At 66.9% G+C, this 17,714-nt stretch carries 15 protein-coding genes; 7 read left to right on the top strand and 8 right to left on the bottom strand.

Annotated features, from left to right (window positions below; translation table 11 throughout):
- Nucleotides 1–71: 71 nt before the first annotated feature.
- Nucleotides 72–1,337, bottom strand: coding sequence for a DUF445 domain-containing protein (locus tag ACSFBF_RS24375; protein WP_435471504.1), 1,266 nt, complete (start codon nucleotides 1,335–1,337; stop codon nucleotides 72–74).
- The gene (argE, locus tag ACSFBF_RS24370) at nucleotides 1,330–2,496 is read right to left on the bottom strand and encodes an acetylornithine deacetylase (RefSeq protein WP_307616010.1); all 1,167 of its coding nucleotides are present in this window, start codon (nucleotides 2,494–2,496) and stop codon (nucleotides 1,330–1,332) included. Before argE ends, ACSFBF_RS24375 begins: the two co-directional genes overlap by 8 nt.
- Before the next feature lie 105 nt (nucleotides 2,497–2,601).
- On the opposite strand from argE, the gene ACSFBF_RS24365 reads away from it, so the two are divergent.
- The 4 genes from ACSFBF_RS24365 to ACSFBF_RS24350 all read left to right on the top strand — a co-directional run bounded on the left by ACSFBF_RS24365 (nucleotide 2,602) and on the right by ACSFBF_RS24350 (nucleotide 6,702).
- Nucleotides 2,602–3,792, top strand: coding sequence for a glycerophosphodiester phosphodiesterase (locus ACSFBF_RS24365; protein ID WP_435471502.1), 1,191 nt, complete (start codon nucleotides 2,602–2,604; stop codon nucleotides 3,790–3,792).
- Nucleotides 3,793–3,811: 19 nt separating this feature from the next.
- Nucleotides 3,812–4,312: a nucleoside deaminase gene (locus ACSFBF_RS24360; protein ID WP_435471500.1), complete on the top strand. Its 501-nt coding sequence runs from the start codon at nucleotides 3,812–3,814 to the stop codon at nucleotides 4,310–4,312.
- Nucleotides 4,313–4,399: 87 nt separating this feature from the next.
- The gene (locus ACSFBF_RS24355; RefSeq protein WP_258351714.1) at nucleotides 4,400–5,602 is read left to right on the top strand and encodes a M20 aminoacylase family protein; all 1,203 of its coding nucleotides are present in this window, start codon (nucleotides 4,400–4,402) and stop codon (nucleotides 5,600–5,602) included.
- Nucleotides 5,599–6,702 carry a M14 family metallopeptidase gene (locus ACSFBF_RS24350; protein ID WP_435471498.1) on the top strand — a complete coding sequence of 368 codons (1,104 nt, stop codon included), beginning with the start codon at nucleotides 5,599–5,601 and terminating at the stop codon, nucleotides 6,700–6,702. Before ACSFBF_RS24355 ends, ACSFBF_RS24350 begins: the two co-directional genes overlap by 4 nt.
- Here ACSFBF_RS24350 and ACSFBF_RS24345 read toward each other — a convergent pair whose 3' ends face one another.
- A complete protein-coding gene (locus ACSFBF_RS24345; protein WP_435471496.1) occupies nucleotides 6,703–7,830 on the bottom strand; it encodes an ABC transporter substrate-binding protein in 1,128 nt (375 codons plus the stop codon).
- 51 nt (nucleotides 7,831–7,881) lie between these two features.
- On the opposite strand from ACSFBF_RS24345, the gene ACSFBF_RS24340 reads away from it, so the two are divergent.
- From ACSFBF_RS24340 to ACSFBF_RS24330, 3 genes are read left to right on the top strand one after another with little or no spacing between them, the layout of a single operon-like run.
- A complete protein-coding gene (locus tag ACSFBF_RS24340) occupies nucleotides 7,882–9,945 on the top strand; it encodes a molybdopterin-containing oxidoreductase family protein (protein ID WP_435471494.1) in 2,064 nt (687 codons plus the stop codon).
- Complete coding sequence (locus ACSFBF_RS24335) at nucleotides 9,942–11,066, top strand: aminopeptidase (RefSeq protein WP_435471492.1); 1,125 nt, start codon at nucleotides 9,942–9,944, stop codon at nucleotides 11,064–11,066. The genes ACSFBF_RS24340 and ACSFBF_RS24335 overlap by 4 nt, the downstream gene beginning before the upstream one ends.
- The gene (locus tag ACSFBF_RS24330) at nucleotides 11,059–11,376 is read left to right on the top strand and encodes a polyhydroxyalkanoic acid system family protein (protein WP_435471490.1); all 318 of its coding nucleotides are present in this window, start codon (nucleotides 11,059–11,061) and stop codon (nucleotides 11,374–11,376) included. The genes ACSFBF_RS24335 and ACSFBF_RS24330 overlap by 8 nt, the downstream gene beginning before the upstream one ends.
- 12 nt (nucleotides 11,377–11,388) lie before the next feature.
- On the opposite strand, the gene ACSFBF_RS24325 is transcribed toward ACSFBF_RS24330, so the two are convergent.
- The 5 genes from ACSFBF_RS24325 to ACSFBF_RS24305 all read right to left on the bottom strand — a co-directional run bounded on the left by ACSFBF_RS24325 (nucleotide 11,389) and on the right by ACSFBF_RS24305 (nucleotide 17,697).
- Complete coding sequence (locus ACSFBF_RS24325; protein ID WP_435471488.1) at nucleotides 11,389–12,126, bottom strand: SDR family oxidoreductase; 738 nt, start codon at nucleotides 12,124–12,126, stop codon at nucleotides 11,389–11,391.
- Between the two features lie 286 nt (nucleotides 12,127–12,412).
- Entirely contained in the window at nucleotides 12,413–13,939 is a 1,527-nt protein-coding gene (locus tag ACSFBF_RS24320) for an FGGY-family carbohydrate kinase (RefSeq protein ID WP_435471486.1), read from the bottom strand.
- Between the two features lie 13 nt (nucleotides 13,940–13,952).
- Entirely contained in the window at nucleotides 13,953–15,080 is a 1,128-nt protein-coding gene (locus ACSFBF_RS24315) for an alcohol dehydrogenase catalytic domain-containing protein (protein WP_435471484.1), read from the bottom strand.
- 131 nt (nucleotides 15,081–15,211) lie between these two features.
- Nucleotides 15,212–16,192 carry an ABC transporter permease gene (locus ACSFBF_RS24310; protein ID WP_435471482.1) on the bottom strand — a complete coding sequence of 327 codons (981 nt, stop codon included), beginning with the start codon at nucleotides 16,190–16,192 and terminating at the stop codon, nucleotides 15,212–15,214.
- Nucleotides 16,189–17,697: a sugar ABC transporter ATP-binding protein gene (locus ACSFBF_RS24305; protein ID WP_435471480.1), complete on the bottom strand. Its 1,509-nt coding sequence runs from the start codon at nucleotides 17,695–17,697 to the stop codon at nucleotides 16,189–16,191. The genes ACSFBF_RS24310 and ACSFBF_RS24305 overlap by 4 nt, the downstream gene beginning before the upstream one ends.
- Nucleotides 17,698–17,714: the final 17 nt, after the last annotated feature.

Below are 17,714 nucleotides of genomic sequence, written 5' to 3'. Positions count from 1 at the left end.
CGAAAGGGCCCGCGAAGTCTCTCCGGAGACACGATGCGGACTTTCGTCCGCTGTGGATTACCCGGGCCCGTTCAGCCGCGCAGCAGCTGCGTCACCGTGTGGATCAGCAACCCCACCAGCCCACCCACCAGCGTGCCGTTGATGCGGATGAACTGCAGGTCGCGCCCGATGTGGCGCTCCAGCTCGAGCGTCATCTCTTGCGCGTTCCATTCGCCGACGCGTTCCTCGATGTAGCGGCGGATGTCCTCGCGGTAGCGCTCGATGGCCAGCGGCGCGGCGGCCTCGATCTGCTCGTTGATCCAGCGGCGGATGGCTTCGTCGCCCTGCAGCCGTGCGCCCAGCGAGCCGGCCATCGAGGCGATGCGCTGGCGGATGGTCGAATCGTTGCGGCCCAGGTCGTCGTGCAGCCACGCCAGCAGCTCGCCCCACAGCCCGTGCAGGTAGTCGCCAAGGGCCGGGTGCGCGATGAGCTCCGCGCGAATCTGCTCGCCGCGCTGCTGAAACTCGGGGTCGAGCTTCAGGCGCACCACGAAGTCGTCGACGAAGTGATCGAAGCGCCTGCGCATCGGATGCTCGGGCTCGGCCGCCAGCTCGCCGATGGTGCGCGCCACGACCGCGACGATCTTGCGCGTGGCCAGCTTGGCCGCCACCTGGTCGAGGCCCACGTAGCGCAGCGTCTTGATCTCGCGCGCGATGGCTTCTGTGATGTGCGCCTGCACCTCGTCGCCTTCGAGCAGGCCGGCCACCTGCTGCAGCACGTCGTCGAGCAGGGCCTGGTGGCGCCCGCCTGCTGTGAGCGCGTCGAGCGCCTGGCCGGTCAGGCGCGAGAGGTCGATCTTCTCGAGGCCGGCCGCGGCGGCGCGCCCCATGAAGTCGCGCACTCGCTCGTCGTCGAAGGCCGAGAGCCCGTAGCGCGTGGCGGCCACGCCCCATTCGCCGAGCTTCTCGCCGCTGGCGGGCCGCGCCAGCCAATCGGCGATGCGCCCGGCAGCATCGAACTGCCGCAGCTTGCCGAGCACTTGTTCAGTGCTCAGGAAGTTGTCGCAGATGAAGCCCGCGAGCTTGGCGCCGATGCGGTCCTTGTTGCTCGGGATGATCGCGGTGTGCGGAATCGGCAGGCCCAGCGGATGGCGAAACAGCGCCACCACCGCGAACCAGTCGGCAATGGCGCCGACCATCGCGGCTTCTGAAAAGGCGGCCACGTAGCCCCAGGCCGGGTGCTGCGCATGCAGCGCACTCGCCACCGCATAGAGCAGCGCCGCGCCGCACAGCAGGCCGAGCGCGATTCGCTTCATGCGCCGCAGCGCGTCGCCGCCGCTTTCTGCTGGTTCAGCCAATGGCGGGCGTGGAGGCCAGGCGTTCCATGAACAGCTCGCAGCGCGCGAGTTGTTCGAGGCTCACGAACTCGTCAGGCTGGTGCGCCTGCTCGATGCTGCCGGGCCCGCACACCACGGTGGGGATGCCGGCGTTCTTGAACAGACCCGCTTCGGTGCCGAAGGCCACCAGCGTGGTGCGTTCTTCGCCCGCGAGGCGCTGCGCCAGTTTGGTGATCGGGTTGTCGGCCGCGCCAAGGAAGCTCGGAATCTCGCAGATGGTCTCGAAGCTGAAGCCCGCGTCGGGCGCGACCTTCTTCATCGCGGGTTCGATGCTGCCCGCGTAGGCGACCACGTCGGCCTGCATGCGCTTGGCATCGGCGGTGGGCAGGTCGCGGAATTCATAGCGGAACTCGGCGTCGCGCGGCACCACGTTGTCGGCGATGCCGCCGTGGAACTGCCCCACGCTCGCGGTGCTGAAGGGCACGTCGAAGCCTTCGTAGCGCGGCTCGTTGCGCTCGAAGTCTTCCGCCATGTCGCGCACCTTGCCGATCACCCGGGCCGCCATTTCGATGGCGTTGACCGACTTCGGCGTGAGCGAGGAATGTGCTTCCTTGCCGCGCACGCAGCACTTGTAGCGGTACACGCCCTTGTGCGCGATGGCGGGCACCATGCTGGTGGGCTCGCCCACGATGCATGCCAACGGCTTGATGTTGGCGTCGCGCATGTCGGCGATGAGTTCCTTCACGCCGAAGCAGCCGATTTCTTCTTCGTAGCTGAAGGCGAAGTGCACCGCGAAGGGCGAGTCGCTTTCCAGGAAGCGATGGGCATTGGCCAGCGCGATGGCAATGAAGCTCTTCATGTCGGCCGAGCCGCGCCCGTAGAGGCGCTCGTTCTGCACCACGGCCGAGAGCGGGTCGACGCTCCAGTCCTGCCCGTCCCAGGGCACCGTATCGGTGTGGCCCGAGACGATCACGCCGGCTGGCTTGCCTTCGCCCAGCGTGGCGAACAGGTTCGCTTTGGTGCGTTCGGCGTTGTAGGTGATGCGGCTTTTGACGCCCAGGGCCGCGAGGTGGCTCTGCGCGAAGTCGATCAGTTCGAGGTTGCTGTTGGCGCTGACGGTGTTCATGCGCACCAGGGTCTGGGCCAGCAGCAGGCTTTGGGGGGAAAGCGTGTGGAGCATGCAACACATTCTCCCGGAAGTCGGCGCCGCGCGTGCGTGGATGTCGAAGCAGTCACGCGAAGCAGGTACGCTGCCCCTCTTCTTTTGGACGGAGAAACCAGGACCATGCGCACCCTTCAGATCGCCTTGACCGCCACCGCCGCCCTCTGCGTGGCCGCCTGCACCACTACCGGGCCTTCCAGCACCAAACTGCTCACGCTCGACGGCAACCCGCCGCTGGTCATCGCCCACCGTGGTGCCTCGGGCTACCTGCCGGAAGAAACGCTCGAAGCCTATGCGCGTGCGATCGAGCTCGGCGCCGACGTGATCGAGATGGACCTGATCTCCACCAAGGACGGCGTGCTCATCGCCCGCCACGACCCCAACCTCGCCCTCAACACCGACGTGGCCAAGCACCCCCGCTTCGCCTCGCGCAAGAAGACCATCAAGATCGACGGCGAGACCCAGACCGGCTGGTTCAGCAACGACTTCACGCTGGCCGAGATCAAGACGCTGGGCGGCATCTCCACCGACGCCGAGCGCCCGCAGGAATTCAACGGCAAGTTCAAGGTCGTCACGTTCCAGGAGATCATCGATTTCGCCAAGGCCAAGTCGAAGGAAACCGGCCGCACCATCGCCATCTACCCCGAGACCAAGAACCCGACCTACTTCCGCGAACTCGGCCTGCCGATGGAAGACAAGGTCATCGCCGCCATCAACGCAGCGGGCTGGAACAGCAAGACCGCGCCCATCTACGTGCAGTCCTTCGAGCCCGGCAGCCTCAAGTACATGAAGAGCAAGGGCCTGAACACCCGGCTCATCCAGCTGATCGACGGCGACAGCGTCGACCTGAAGACCGGCGCCGTGACCTTCGCCGTGCCCAGCGACCGCCCCTACGACTGGACCAAGGCCGGCGACAAGCGCAACTTCGACGCCATGGTCACGCCCGCGGGCCTGGCCGAGATCAAGACCTACGCCGACGGCATCGGTCCGTGGAAGCGCTACATCGTGAGCATCAAGGGCACCATCGGCGCCGACGGCAAGCCGGTGGACGTCAACAAGGACGGCAAGATCAACGACGCCGATGCCACCTCCACCGCGCCCACCTCGCTGATCGCCGATGCGCACAAGGCAGGCCTGTTCGTGCACCCCTTCACCTTCCGCAACGAGTCGCGCCGCCTCGCGTCCGACTACAACAAGGACGGCAAGAACGAATACGGCGTGTACTACAAGCTCGGCGTGGACGGCGTGTTCACCGACTTCACCGACACCGCGCTGGCCGCTCGCGCCGACTACCTGAAGAGCATCGGCCGCTGAACGGGGGCGCTGTCTGCAAATGACCACCGACGACCTGTCGCCGCGCGATCTCGAACTGCTGCGCATGGCCATCCGCCTGTCGGACGAGTCGAAGGCGCGCGGGCGCCATCCCTTTGCCGCGCTGGTGGCGAACGAGCATGGCGAGGTCGTCGTCACCGCGGGCAACAACTCGATGCCACCAGAGGGCGACCCCACGCAGCACGCCGAGCTGGTGGCCGCCGCGCAGGCCGCGCGCCTGCTCACGCCCGAGCAGCTCGCGCGCTGCACGCTGTTCACCAGCGCCGAGCCCTGCTGCATGTGCGCGGGCGCCATCTACTGGACGAACATCGGCCGCGTGGTCTACGCGCTTTCAGAGCACGCGCTGCTTGGCCTGACCGGCGACCACCCCGAAAACCCGACTTTTTCGCTCCCCTGCCGCGAGGTCTTTGCGCGCGGGCAGCGGCGCGTCGAGGTGGTGGGGCCGCTGCTCGAGGAAGAGGCCGCCGTGCCGCACGTCGGCTTCTGGACCGCCGGGCACTGAACCCCGGGTGCGCACCTGGGGTGCGTATTTTTGGTGGTGCCTCAAAACGCCAGAGTGGATAGACTGGCATTTTGAGACGTCCACGCCATGAAACTCATCGACTCGCTCGTCACGCAGGCGGCTGGCATCGCCGCCGTCCGACGTGACCTCCACGCCCACCCCGAACTCTGTTTCCAGGAAGTCCGCACCGCCGACGTGGTGGCAGGCAAGCTCACCGAATGGGGCATTCCCATTCACCGTGGGCTGGGCACCACCGGCGTGGTGGGTATCGTCAAGAATGGCTCCAGCAGCCGCGCAGTTGGCCTGCGCGCCGACATGGACGCGCTGCCCGTCACCGAACTCAACACCTTCGCCCACGCGAGCAAGCACCACGGAAAGATGCACGCCTGCGGCCACGACGGCCACACGGCCATGCTGCTGGCGGCCGCGCAGCACCTGGCGAAGAACCGCAACTTCGACGGCACCGTCTACCTGATCTTCCAGCCGGCGGAAGAGGGCGGCGGCGGCGCCCGCGAAATGATCAAGGAAGGGCTGTTCGAGCAGTTCCCCATGGACGCCGTGTTCGGCATGCACAACTGGCCCGGCATGAAGGCGGGCCAGTTCGCCGTGAGCCCGGGGCCGGTGATGGCGTCGGGCAACAAGTTCCACATCAACGTGATCGGCAAGGGTGGCCACGCCGCGTTGCCGCATACGGGCATCGACCCGGTGCCGATCGCCTGCGAGATCGTGCAGGCCTTCCAGACCATCCTCACGCGCAAGATGAAGCCGACCGACTCGGCCGTGATCTCGGTCACCACCATCCATGCCGGCGAAACCAACAACGTGATTCCCGACAACTGCGAGCTGTCGGGCACCGTGCGCACTTTTTCGCTGGAGGTGCTCGACCTGATCGAGGCAAAGATGAAGCAGGTCGCTGACCACATCTGCGCGGCGCACGACGCCACCTGCGACTTCCGCTTCGAGCGCTACTACCCGCCCACCATCAATACCGAGGCCGAGGCTGACTTCGCGCGCCGCGTGATGGGCGGCATCGTCGGCCCCGAGAACGTGCTGAAGCAGGAGGCCGCCATGACGTCCGAAGACTTCGCCTTCATGCTGCAGGCCAAGCCCGGCGCCTATGCCTTCATCGGCAACGGCGACGGCACGCATCGCGACGTGCACCACGGCGAAGGCCCTTGCACGCTGCACAACGCGAGCTACGACTTCAACGACGATCTCATCCCGCTGGGCGCGACCTGCTGGGTGCAGATCGCCGAGCAGTTCCTCAAGCCCGGCGGCGCAGCGACATGATCGGCATCGCCGAGGCCTTTTCGCCGCGCTACGCCCAGGCGCGCCAGAAGTTCCTGCAAGGCTGCGTGAGCGCCGGCCTCACGGTCGAGCCGCATGCGCACCCGCTCAAGGGGCGCGACGGCGAAGACCTGTCGATGGACGTCGCGCTCGACGGCGACGCGAATGCGCAGAACCTGCTGATCGTCTCCAGTGCCTGCCATGGCGCCGAGGGCCACTGCGGCAGCGGCGTGCAGGTGTTCGCACTGCACGACGCCGAATGGCGCGAGAAGGCCAAGGCACAGGGCGTGGCGGTGCTTTACGTGCACGCGCTCAACCCGCACGGCTTTTCCTACGGCCGGCGCGTGACGCACGAGAACGTCGACCTGAACCGCAACTTCATCGACTTCTCGAAGCCGGTGCCGATCAACGAGCCGTATGCCAAGCTACACGACCTGCTGCTGCCCGCCACCTGGCCGCCCACTCCCGAGAACCAGGCGGCGGTGGACAAGTGGATCGGCAAGCACGGCGCCACTGCCTATCAGGCGGCCGTGACCAGCGGGCAGTACCAGTTCGACGACGGCCTGTTCTTCGGCGGCAAGGCGCCGACCTGGAGCAACAAGACCATCCGCAGCGTGCTGAAGCGCCACGCGGGCAGCGCGAAGCGCATTGCCTGGATCGACCTGCACACGGGGCTTGGCCCGAACGGCCTGGGCGAACGCATCTTCGCCTGCCGCGACGACAAGGTCGCCTATGCGCGCGCCAATGCGTGGTGGGGCACGCCCGCCGCGCCCGTCACCTCGATCTACGACGGCTCCTCGACCTCTGCGCTGCTGCGGGGGCTGATGTGGGACTCTGTTTACGAGGAGTGCCCGCAGGCGGAATACACCGGCATCGCGCTCGAATACGGCACGTTGCCCATCCTCGAAGTGACCGGCGCGCTGCGTGCCGACCATTGGCTGCACAAGCACCCCGAGGCGCCGGCCGACTTGGCCGACGGCATCCGGGCGCGGATGCTGGAAGCGTTCTATACGGACACCGATGCCTGGCGCGGACAGATCGTCAGCCAGGCGCGGCAGGCGATGTTCCAGGCTGTGGACGGTCTCAGCGGCAAGGCGGCCTGATCAGGTCCTGACGCGGCCGTCGCCGGTCAGCATCGACAGCTCGACGAATTTCGAGCCCACGTGGTTCTTGGCCGAGAACGACACCTCGAACCCGCCGAACTGCTGGCGGTCGATGCTCTCCAGCCCCGCGATCAGGCTGTCGCGCGTGGGCTTGCCCGGCGCCTTGCGCAGGCCCTCGGTCAGCACCTTCGCGGCCAGGTAGCCTTCCATGCTCGAAAAATTGGCGCTCGCGCCGCCGCCGGCCTTGCGCACCACCTCGGTGAACTCGCGCGCCAGCGCATTGGCCTGGTTGTAGGGTGAGGGCACCACCTGCGTCACCATCACGCCGGCCGCGTCCTTGCCCAGCTCGTCCGCCAGCGCCTGCGTGCCGACGAAAGACATGTTGAAGAAAGTGCCGCCATAGCCCGCCTTTCGCGCCTGGCGGATAAAGGCTGCGCAGGCCTTGTACGCGCCCACCTGCACCACCGCGTCGGGCTTCGCCGCCACGATGGACTTCACCGCCTGCGCCACGTCGGCCGAGTTGCGCTCCACCGTGGCCAGCGCCACGGGCTTGAGCTGCTGCTCGCCGAGCGCCAGCGTCACGCCGTCGAGCCCGGCCTTGCCGTAAGCGTCGTTCTGGTAGAAGACCGCGATCTTCTTCAGTCCCAGGTGGGTGAGCTGCTTCACCATCAGCGCCGTCTCGTCGTTGTACGAGGCGCGCAGGTGAAACACGTTCTTCTGGAAAGGCTCGCGCAGCGACATCGCGCCAGTGAACGGCGCCACGAACGGCACCTTGTCCTTCACCGCCAGCGGCAGCGCCGCCAGGCTGGTCGGCGTGCCGATGTAGCCGAAGAGCGAGAACACGTCTTCCTCGATCAGCTTCTGCGTGTTGGCCGCGCAGCGGTCGGGCTCGTAGCCGTCGTCGAGGTTCTTGATCACCACATTGCGGCGGCCCGGCTGGGCGTTGTACTGGTCCAGGAACAGCTTGGCGCCCTGGTGGAACTGGATGCCCAGCTGCGCCGCCGGACCGGTGAACGCTGCCGACTGGCCCAGCACCAGCGGCGTGTCGCCCTGTGCCCGCGCGATGCCGAAGCCACCCAGTGTGGCGGCCGCGCCTGCGGCCAAAGAAAAATGACGTCGATTCAACATGATGAAAACCCACTCCCGCGCTCTGACTCGCGCACAAATTAGACTCGCCCGATGGCCCACGCACCGGATACCTTGCTCGAAGAAGCGCCTTCCCAGCCCGTAACGACCACCGTGCTGGGCGCCTGTCCCCACGACTGCCCGGACACCTGCGCGCTCGTTACCACCGTCAAGGACGGCGTGGCCGTCAAGCTGCAGGGCAACGCCGCCCATTCGCACACCGGTGGCGTGCTGTGCACCAAGGTGTCCCGCTACATCGAACGCAATGATCACGCCGAACGGCTGGTACAGCCCCTGAAACGTGTCGGCCCCAAGGGCAGCGGCCAGTTCGAGCCCGTGTCGTGGGACGCCGCGCTGGACGACATCGCCGCGCATCTTCGAGTATTACAGGGAAAACCCGAAGCTATTGTCCCCTACAGCTATGCGGGCACCATGGGCCTGGTGCAGGGCGAGTCGATGGACCGGCGCTTCTTCCACAAGCTGGGCGCCACCTTGCTGGACCGCACCATCTGCTCGATGGCCGGCGGCGAAGCCATGGTCTACACGCTGGGCGCCAAGGTCGGCATGCGCATCGAATTCTTCGCCGAAGCCAAGCTAATCCTCATCTGGGGCAGCAATTCCATCGCCAGCAACCTGCATTTCTGGCGCCACGCCCAGGCCGCCAAGCGTGCCGGCGCACGGCTGGTGTGCATCGACCCGCGCAAGACCGAAACCGCCGACAAGTGCGACGAGCACATCGCGCTGCTGCCCGGCACCGACGCCGCACTGGCGCTGGCCCTGATGCACGAGCTGATCGTGCACGACTGGCTCGACCACGACTACATCGCCAGCCACACGCTGGGCTGGGAGGAGCTGCGCGAGCGCGCGCTGCAATGGCCGCCGTCGCGCGCGGCCGAAGTCTGCGGCATTCCAGAAGAGCAAATCGTCTCGCTGGCAAAGGCCTACGGCACCACCAAGCCGGCCGCGATCCGCCTGAACTACGGCATGCAGCGCGTGCGCGGCGGCGGCAACGCGGCCCGCGCCATCGCCTGCCTGCCGGCGCTGGTTGGCGCCTGGCGCGACCGCGCGGGCGGCCTGCTGCTGAGCAGCTCGGGTCATTACCCGGTCGACCGCGCCGCGCTTCAGCGCCCCGACCTGCTGGCCGGGCGCAAGCCGCGCACCATCAACATGAGCACCATCGGCGACGCGCTGCTGGACACCGCCAATCCGGTGAAGGCCATCGTGGTCTACAACAGCAACCCCGTGGCGGTGGCGCCCGAGTCGGCCAAGGTGGCGGCGGGCTTCGCGCGCGAAGATTTGTTCACCGTGGTGCTGGAGCAGTTCCGCACCGACACCGCCGACTACGCCGACTACCTGCTCCCCGCCACCACGCAGCTGGAGCACTGGGACATCCACTGCAGCTACGGCCACACCGACGTGCTGCTGAACCGCCCGGCCGTGGCGCCGCGCGGCGAGGCCCGCAGCAACGCCTGGGTGTTCCGCGAACTGGCGCGTCGCATGGGCTTTACCGAGCCCTGTTTCTCGGACTCCGACGAGACGCTGTGCCGCACCGCCTTTGCCGACAACGCCATCGACTTCCCCGAACTGCTGGCGCAGGGCTTCACCAGCGTGAAGCTGCCCGAGGCGCCGTTTGCCGAAGGCAGGTTCCCCACGCCTTCGGGCCGCTGCGAATTCTTCAGCGCGCGCCTCGAAGCCATGGGCATCGGCGGCCTGCCCGACCACGTGCCCAACTGGGAGCCGGCCGGCAGCTCGACCGAATTCCCGCTGGCCATGATCTCGCCGCCGGCGCGCAATTTCCTCAACTCGACCTTCGTCAACGTGACGAGCCTGCGCGCCATCGAGGTCGAGCCGCTGCTCGAAATCCACGAGGCCGACGCCGCAGCGCGCGGCATCGAGGACGGCGCGATGGTGCGCGTGTTCAACAAGCGCGGCGAACACCGCTGCCGCGCCGAAGTCTCGCGCCGCGCGCGGCAGGGCGTGGTGCACGGCATGGGCATCTGGTGGCGCAAGCTCGGCATGGATGGCACCAACGTCAACGAGCTGACCAGCCAGCGCCTGACCGACATCGGCCGCGGGCCGACCTTCTACGACTGCCTCGTCGAGGTCGAAAAAGCGTGAGGCCTCTTCCCGCGCTTGCGCTGGCCGGCTCGCTGTTGCTCACCGGTTGCGCCGACCTCGGCTACTACTGGCAGTCCGCCAGCGGCCACATCGGCATCATGCGGGCCGCCAAGCCCGTGCCCGAGTGGCTGGCCGACCCGGCCGTGTCCGCGCCGCTGAAGGCCAAGCTCGAACTCACGCAGCGCATCCGCCGCTTCGCTTCCACCCAACTCGGCCTGCCCGACAACGCCAGCTACAAGTCGTACGCCGACCTGCACCGCCCCGCCGCCGTGTGGAACGTGGTGGCCGCGCCGCCGTACTCGCTCACGCTCAAGAGCTGGTGCTTCCCGGTGGCCGGCTGCGTGGGCTACCGGGGCTACTACAGCGAGGATGCGGCCAAGACCGAAGCCGAAGCGCAGAAGAAGCAGGACCTGGAAGTGGCCGTGTACCCGGTGCCCGCGTACTCCACGCTGGGCTGGATGAACTGGGCCGGTGGCGATCCGCTGCTGTCCACCTTCATTGGCTACCCCGAGGGCGAGCTCGCGCGCATCGTGTTCCACGAACTGGCGCACCAGGTGCTCTACGTGGCCGGCGACACTGTGTTCAACGAGTCGTACGCCACGGCGGTCGAGCGCATCGGCGGGGCGATGTGGCTGCAGCGCGAGGCCGGCGAGCAGGCCCGTCGCGAGTACGCCCAGTTCGATGGGCAGCGCCAGGACTTCCGCGCGCTGGCGCTGAACACCCGCCGCGCGCTGACGCAGGTCTACGAATCGCCCGAAGCCAAGGACAAGGACTGGGCCAAGGTCGAGGTCATGAAGCAGGCCGCCATGGCCGATTTTCGCGAGCGCTATGCAAAGCTGAAGGCGGGCTGGTCTGGCCCCCGCCGCAACGCCTATGACGCCTGGGTGGCACGCGCCAACAACGCGGCCTTCGGCGCACAGGGCGCCTACGACGATCTCGTGCCCAGCTTCGAGAAACTCTTCGAACGCGAAGGCCACGACTGGCCGCGCTTTTACACTGAGGTCCGGCGCATCGCCGCGCTGCCGACCACGGAAGAACGCCGCAGTGCCTTGCAGGCGGCGACCGGCATCATGCAAACCCATTCCAGCCCGGAACAAAAAAACGGAGATCACGGTGCCTGACATCCATATCGAACGCAATCACACGCTGGGGCTCACTGGTGCGCGCGTCGCCGCGCGCCAGTGGATCAAGCAGGCCGAGCAGGAGTTCGGCCTCGAATGCGTCTACACCCGGGGCGAAGACCGCGACGTGGCAACCTTCACGCGCGCGGGCATCGACGGCACCGTCGAGGTCACGGCCAGCACCTTCACGCTCGATGCGACGCTGGGTTTCCTGTTCAGCAGCTTCAGCGAAATGATCGAGCAGAAGATCACGCGCAACCTCGACGCGCTGCTCGATGCCCCTCGGGGCGGAGGCACTCGTCTGGCCTGAGAGCCTTCAGCTTCAGACGATGGTGTAGCCGCCGTCCACCGGCAGCGACACGCCGCTCACCATCGACGCGCCATCGCTCAGCAGAAAGAGGATCGGCGCCACCACTTCTTCCACCTGCGCGAAACGGCCCAGCGGAATGTTCCTGAGGGCGGCAGCGCTCTTGTCCGCGTCGGCCCAGGCCTGTTCGGCCATCGGTGTGAGCGTGACGGTCGGGTTCACGCTGTTCACGCGAATGCCGTGCGGCCCGAACTCCAGGCACAGCGAGCGCGTGATGGCGTCCATCGCGGCCTTCGAGGCGCAGTAGCAAAGATGCGCGTCGAGCGCGACCAGCGAAGCCTGGCTCGACACGTTGACGATGCTGCCGCGTATGCCGGCCGCGATCATGGCCTTGCCGCAGCGTGAGGCCACGAGCGCTGCGGCGCGCGCGTTGACTGCCATCACGGCGTCGAAGCTCTCGGCCTTCATTGCGACGGCAGATTCGAGCAGCGCGATGCCGGCGCAGTTCACTACGAGGTCGAATGCTTGCAATGCAGCTAGCGCGCGCTCCAGGGCGGGAGCGTCGGCCACGTCGAGCACCAGTGGCGTGCAGCCGGCTTCGGCGTGCAACGTTTCCAGTGCCGCGGCGTTGCGTCCCACGGCTGTGACCATTGCGCCGGACTGCGCGAGTCGCATCGCCACTGTGCGGCCTATGCCGCTGCTCGCGCCGGTCACTAGTGCGCGTTGGCCGGAGAAGTTGAAGGAGGTTGTCATGTCAGTTGCTTCAGTGTTCGTCCGGGGTGCGTGCGAATGACACCGGGTACTCCCCTCCGCGAATGTCCCCCGGCCTTCGGCTCCTCCTTTATTTCGCTGCGGGGAGCACCCGGTGTCATTCGCACATGGGCGCAGCTGTAGTGCCGACCGATCAACCGCTGCGTCCAACGATCACGTCGATGGTGTGCTCTGCGCAGCGAAATAAAGGAGGAGGCCGCAGGCCGGGGGACATTCGCGGAGCAGAGCACACCGTTGGCGTGATCGCACCCCCGATCGCATCGAGCAGTCACATCAGCCGATGCATCGCATCACGCAATGCTGGATAAAGAGACTTGTAGATCTCGAAGCGCTCGCGATACACAGCCTGCGCTGCAGGCTCAGGCCGCGCGCGCTCCACCAGCGTGACCCAGCCGCGCTCGGCCGTTGCAGCATCGACCAGCCCAGCACCGAGTGCCGCGAGCATCGCCGCACCCAGCGCCGCTTCGACCTCCTGCTCGATGGTGAACACCGGGTAGCCCGTGATGTCCGCCACGATCTGCATCCACAGGTCCGAGTGCGCCGCGCCGCCCACCACGATCAGCCGGTTGTCCAGTGGTTGTCCGCTTTGGCGTCCCGCCTCGATGTTGTGCTGCAGCGCGAAGCTCACACCTTCGAGCACCGCGCGATAGAGATGTGCCCGGCTGTGCGCGAGCGAGAGGCCGATGAATGCGCCCTTGGCCTGCGCGTCCCAGATCGGACTGCGCTCGCCCATGAGGTAGGGCAGGAACACGAGGCCTTCCGCGCCGGGGGGCACGTCGATGGCCTTGCGTTCGATCAGCGCGTGCGCGTCTTCGCCGGTGCGCGTCGCCTCGGCGATTTCTGCCTGGCAGAAGGCTTCGCGGAACCACGTGATGGCCGCACCCGCCGTGATCGCGCCGCCGAACACATAGCTGCGGTCCGCACCGCGATACACGTGCGGCATCGTGATGAGCTTGTGCCGCGCATCGACCGTAGGGCTCACGAAGCCCCAGCACATGCTGGTGCCGATCATCGCCACGTGGTCGCCGCTGCCGGTAACGCCCGCGCAGAAGGTGGCTACCGCCGCATCGACACCGCCCGCCATCAGTGGCATGCCTTCGGCAAGGCCGAGCTTCGCGGCCCATTCGGCGCTCAGGCCGCCGACCACCTCGCTCGACTCGACCAGGCGCGGCGGCATCATGCGCGAGGGAACGCCGAGCATCTGCATCGCCTCTTCGGACCACTGCCGGCGCGCCGCGTCGTACACGCCGCCGATGTTGCCGGCCGAGCTGTGATCGACCGCCAGCTCGCCCGTGAGCCGCCAGTTGATGTAACTGTTGGGCGGCAGGAAGTGGCGCGTCTTCGCCCACGCCTCGGGCAGGTGCTCGCGCACCCACAGGATCTTGGTGAAGCCGTAATAGCTGTCCACGCCGTTGCCGGTGATGGCTTCGAGGCGTGGTACGTCCACGTTCGCGTTCACCCATGCGACCTCGGCCGTGGCGCGGCGGTCCATCCAGATCAGGCAGGGGTGCAGCGGCTGCATCTCTTCATCGACTGGAATGCCCGCGCCGCCGTAGAGGCTGCTCACGCACATCGCGGCGATGTCCGACGGCGCGACGCCGCTGCCAGCCACGCAGGCGCGCACGCTCTCGCACACCGCGTCGAACCACACGGCGCAGTCCTGCTGCGCCCACAGCGGCTTCGGCGTCTCGGGCTGGTAGGCCACGCTCGTCTGCGCATGCACCTTGCCGTCGATGCCGACCAGCAGGCACTTGGTGCTCTGCGTGCCGATGTCGACGCCGATCACGTACTTCATGGTGTGTTGTCTCTCAGGATCGGGGCTGCGGCTTGAGCAGCACCTTGATGGAATCCAGCGAGTTTGCCAGCGCGAAGGCGCGCTCCCATTCGGTCAACGGAAAGTCGTGCGTGACGATACCCTTCGAGGTGACGAGGCCGCGCGCCAGCAGGTCGATGGCAACGGGGTAGCAGTACGGGCCCAGGTGCGCGCCGCGCACGTCGAGTTCCTTGCGGTCGCCGATGATCGACCAGTCGGCGCTGGTTTCCGAGCCGAACACGCTGAACTCGACGAAGCGGCCGAGCTTGCGAATCATGTCCAGCCCCTGCGTCACGCCGATGGGGGCGCCCGTGGTCTCGATGTATACGTCGCAGCCGTAGCCTTCGGTCAGGCCCTTGACGACGGCGTCGGCGTTCTCGGTCTTCGGGTTGATGACGACGTCGGCGCCGTATTGCTTCGCGAGCGCCAGGCGTTCCGGCACGAGGTCGATCACGACCAGCTTCTTCGGTGTCTTCAGCGCCGCGACCTGCACCATCATCAGCCCCAGCGGGCCGGCACCTGCGATGACCACCACGTCGTCGAGCTGGATGTCGCCGCGGTTCACCGTGTGGATCGCGCACGACAGCGGCTCGATGATGGCCGCATCTTCCAGCGAGATGCCGTCGGGGATCTTGTGCACGCGCGAGGTTGGCGGCAGGCGCATGTAGTCGGCCATGCCGCCGTCGGCCACGATGCGCTGGAAGCCGAAGATGTTGTGCACTTCGCACATCCAGTATTTGCCCGAAGTGCAGAAGCGGCACTTGCCGCAGGGCACGATCTGCTCGGCGATCACGCGGTCGCCTTTCTCCACGCCGAAGTGTTCGCCCGCGCCTTCGCCGAGGGCTTCGACATACCCGAAGAATTCATGGCCGGGGATGACCGGCGCCTTCACCCACGAGGGCTGGCCGTCGCCACCCCAGAACATCTTCGCACCCGAGTGGCATTTGCAGTCGGAGGCGCAGATGCCGCAGGCGGCGATGGAGATCAGCAACTCGTTCGGGCCGATGGTCGGCATGTCGACGGTTTCGAGGCGGTAGTCCTTGGGGCCATGGCAGACGACGGCCTGCATGGCGAGCTGGGTGATGGCGCCGGATGTGCCGGGTTGGAGTTTTTGGTAGCTCATGGTTCTCTCTGATCAGAAGGATTGCGGTTTTTTCGCGAAACACCGCGGAACCGGCTTTGCCGGGCCGCTGGTGTTGCCCCCGGTAGGGGGAAGGAGAAGCGACACGAAGTGCGCGAAGCCTGGGGGCGAGCTCATCTCTTTGCTTCGCGGCTGATGAAGATGGCGAGCAGGACGATGCCGCCCTTGATGATCAATTGCAGGTACGGCGACACGCCGATCATGTTGAGACCGTTGTTCAGCACGCCCAGCAGCAACGCACCGACGAGCGTGCCGACGATGGCGCCGCGCCCGCCGGCAATGGACGTGCCGCCCATCACCACGGCCGCGATGGCGTCGAGCTCGAAGCCCACGCCCACGCCGGGCTGTCCGCTGGTTACGCGCGCCGCCTGCACGATGCCGGCGATGGCGGCGGTGAATCCGCTCAGCGCATACACCAGCAGCTTGTAGCGCGACACGCGCACGCCAGACAGCCGGGTGGCTTCCTCATTGCCACCGATGGCATACACGTAGCGGCCGAACGGTGCCATGTTCAGCAGCACGTACGCCACGAGGTAGGTCGCCAGCATGATGATGATCGGCACCTTGATGCCGGCCAGCACGCCGCCGCCGAGAAAGGCGAACGAGTCGGGCAGCCCGTCGATGGGGTAGCCGCCTGTGTAGATAAGCGCAATGCCGCGTGCGATGCCCATGGTGGCCAGCGTCACGATGATCGGCGGCATGCGCAGGTAGGCCACGCAGTAGCCGTTGAAGAGGCCGATCACCACGCCCACGGCCAGGCCGAGTGGCACAGCCAGCATCGGCGGCAGGCCGAACTGCACCATCATTCCCGAGGCCAGCGTGCCCGACAGCGCCACCACCGCGCCCACCGACAGATCGATGCCACCGGTGAGGATCGCAGCCGTCATGCCCACAGCGATGATCGCGTTGATCGACGACTGCAGCGCGATGTTCTGCAGGTTGCCCCAGGAGAGAAAGTTGTCGGTCGCGACGATCATGAAGACCGAGATCGCGACCAGGCCCACCAGCGGAAGAAAGGCCGTCGAGCGGCGCAGCCGGGTGAGGAATCCGCCGGTGGGAACCGGTGGCACGGGATGGGTGGCGGTGGCGTTCATTGCAGGCCCCCTGTGGTTGCGTGGCGCATGATGTCGCCGGAGTTGATGGAGTCGCCCTCGAGCACGGCCACGATGGAGCCGCCCGAGAACACCGCGACGCGGTCGCACATGCCGACGATCTCGGGCAGCTCGCTCGAAATCATCACGATGGACTTTCCCTGGCGCGTGAGTTCGCGCATCAGGCCGTAGATCTCGGCCTTGGCGCCCACGTCGATGCCGCGTGTGGGTTCGTCGAAGATCAGTACTTCAGAGGCGTGGCCGAGCCAGCGCGCGATCACCACCTTCTGCTGGTTGCCGCCCGACAGCGTCGCCACGCGCGTCTCGATGCCCGGTGCCTTCACGCCTACGCGGCGCGACAGTTCCCCGGCCGCCTGCTTCTCAGACGCCTGGCTTACCAGCCCCGCGGTGCGATGCCTGCCGAGGTTGTTCAGCGAGATGTTGAAGCGGATCGTGAAGTCGGTGATCAGCCCCTCGACCTTGCGGCTTTCGGGCAGCAGGCCGATGCCGTTTTCCAGCGCCTGCGTCGGGTCGTTCAGTCGCACGGGCTTGCCGTTGCGCAGTACCGTCTTGCGGTGCGCGCGGTCGGCGCCCATCATGCCCAGCGCCAGCTCGGTGCGGCCCGAACCGACCAGCCCCGCAAAGCCGAGGATCTCGCCTTCGTGCAGGTCGAAGGCGTTGACAGGCCCGCCCTTCGCAAGCTGGATGTGCGGCACCTCGAGCACCTTGCGTCCGCGCGGCGCGGGCACCGGCTTCGGCGGAAAGTTGTGTTCGATGCGGCGGCCCACCATCATCTCGACCAGTGCATCCACGTCGGTCGCACCTACCTCGGCGTGTCCTGCGTTGGCGCCGTCGCGCAGCACGCTGATGCGGTCGCAGACCTCGAAGATCTCGTCGAGGTGGTGCGAGATGAAGATCATCGCCACGCCCTTGGCGCGCAGCTCCCGCATGATCTTGAACAGGTGCCCGGCCTCGTTCGGCGTGAGCGTAGCGGTCGGCTCGTCGAGCACCAGCAGGCGCGCCTTCAGCGACAGCGCCTTGCCGATTTCAACGAACTGCTGCTGCGCCACCGAGAGCTGGCAGATCGGCACGCCGAGATCGATCTGCACACCCAGCTCGTCGAACAAGGCCTGCGCAGAGCGCTTCATCGCCGTCTTGTCCATCAGCCCGAAACGGTTCTTCAGGTAGCGGCCGAGGAAGATGTTCTCCACCGCGTTCAGGTACGGGATGAGGCTGAACTCCTGGAAGATGATGCCGATGCCGGCAGCAATCGCATCGTTGTAGCCCGCGAACTTGCGCTCGCTGCCTTCGATGAAGATGCGCCCCTCGTCGGCCTGGTAGATGCCGCCGAGGATCTTCATCAGCGTCGACTTGCCCGCGCCGTTCTCGCCGAGCAGCGCGTGCACTTCGCCCTTGCGGATCGAGAGGTCGATGCCCGCGAGAGCCTTCACGCCCGGAAAGCTCTTCGAGACGCCTTCGAGCCTCAGCATTTCGGCGGTGTCGTTCATGGCCGTGCGCTGCTTCG

The organism is Variovorax nivicola (assembly GCF_051216475.1).
Lineage (GTDB): Bacteria > Pseudomonadota > Gammaproteobacteria > Burkholderiales > Burkholderiaceae_C > Variovorax.
This window is presented reverse-complemented; position numbering and strand designations above follow the sequence as displayed.

Coding starts and splice junctions, on each gene's coding strand:
- argE (WP_307616010.1), bottom strand. CDS start 2,496: ATGCTCCACACGCTTTCCCCCCAAAGCCTGCTGCTGGCCCAGACCCTG.
- ACSFBF_RS24365 (WP_435471502.1), top strand. CDS start 2,602: ATGCGCACCCTTCAGATCGCCTTGACCGCCACCGCCGCCCTCTGCGTG.
- ACSFBF_RS24360 (WP_435471500.1), top strand. CDS start 3,812: ATGACCACCGACGACCTGTCGCCGCGCGATCTCGAACTGCTGCGCATG.
- ACSFBF_RS24355 (WP_258351714.1), top strand. CDS start 4,400: ATGAAACTCATCGACTCGCTCGTCACGCAGGCGGCTGGCATCGCCGCC.
- ACSFBF_RS24350 (WP_435471498.1), top strand. CDS start 5,599: ATGATCGGCATCGCCGAGGCCTTTTCGCCGCGCTACGCCCAGGCGCGC.
- ACSFBF_RS24345 (WP_435471496.1), bottom strand. CDS start 7,830: ATGTTGAATCGACGTCATTTTTCTTTGGCCGCAGGCGCGGCCGCCACA.
- ACSFBF_RS24340 (WP_435471494.1), top strand. CDS start 7,882: ATGGCCCACGCACCGGATACCTTGCTCGAAGAAGCGCCTTCCCAGCCC.
- ACSFBF_RS24325 (WP_435471488.1), bottom strand. CDS start 12,126: ATGACAACCTCCTTCAACTTCTCCGGCCAACGCGCACTAGTGACCGGC.
- ACSFBF_RS24320 (WP_435471486.1), bottom strand. CDS start 13,939: ATGAAGTACGTGATCGGCGTCGACATCGGCACGCAGAGCACCAAGTGC.
- ACSFBF_RS24315 (WP_435471484.1), bottom strand. CDS start 15,080: ATGAGCTACCAAAAACTCCAACCCGGCACATCCGGCGCCATCACCCAG.
- ACSFBF_RS24310 (WP_435471482.1), bottom strand. CDS start 16,192: ATGAACGCCACCGCCACCCATCCCGTGCCACCGGTTCCCACCGGCGGA.
- ACSFBF_RS24305 (WP_435471480.1), bottom strand. CDS start 17,697: ATGAACGACACCGCCGAAATGCTGAGGCTCGAAGGCGTCTCGAAGAGC.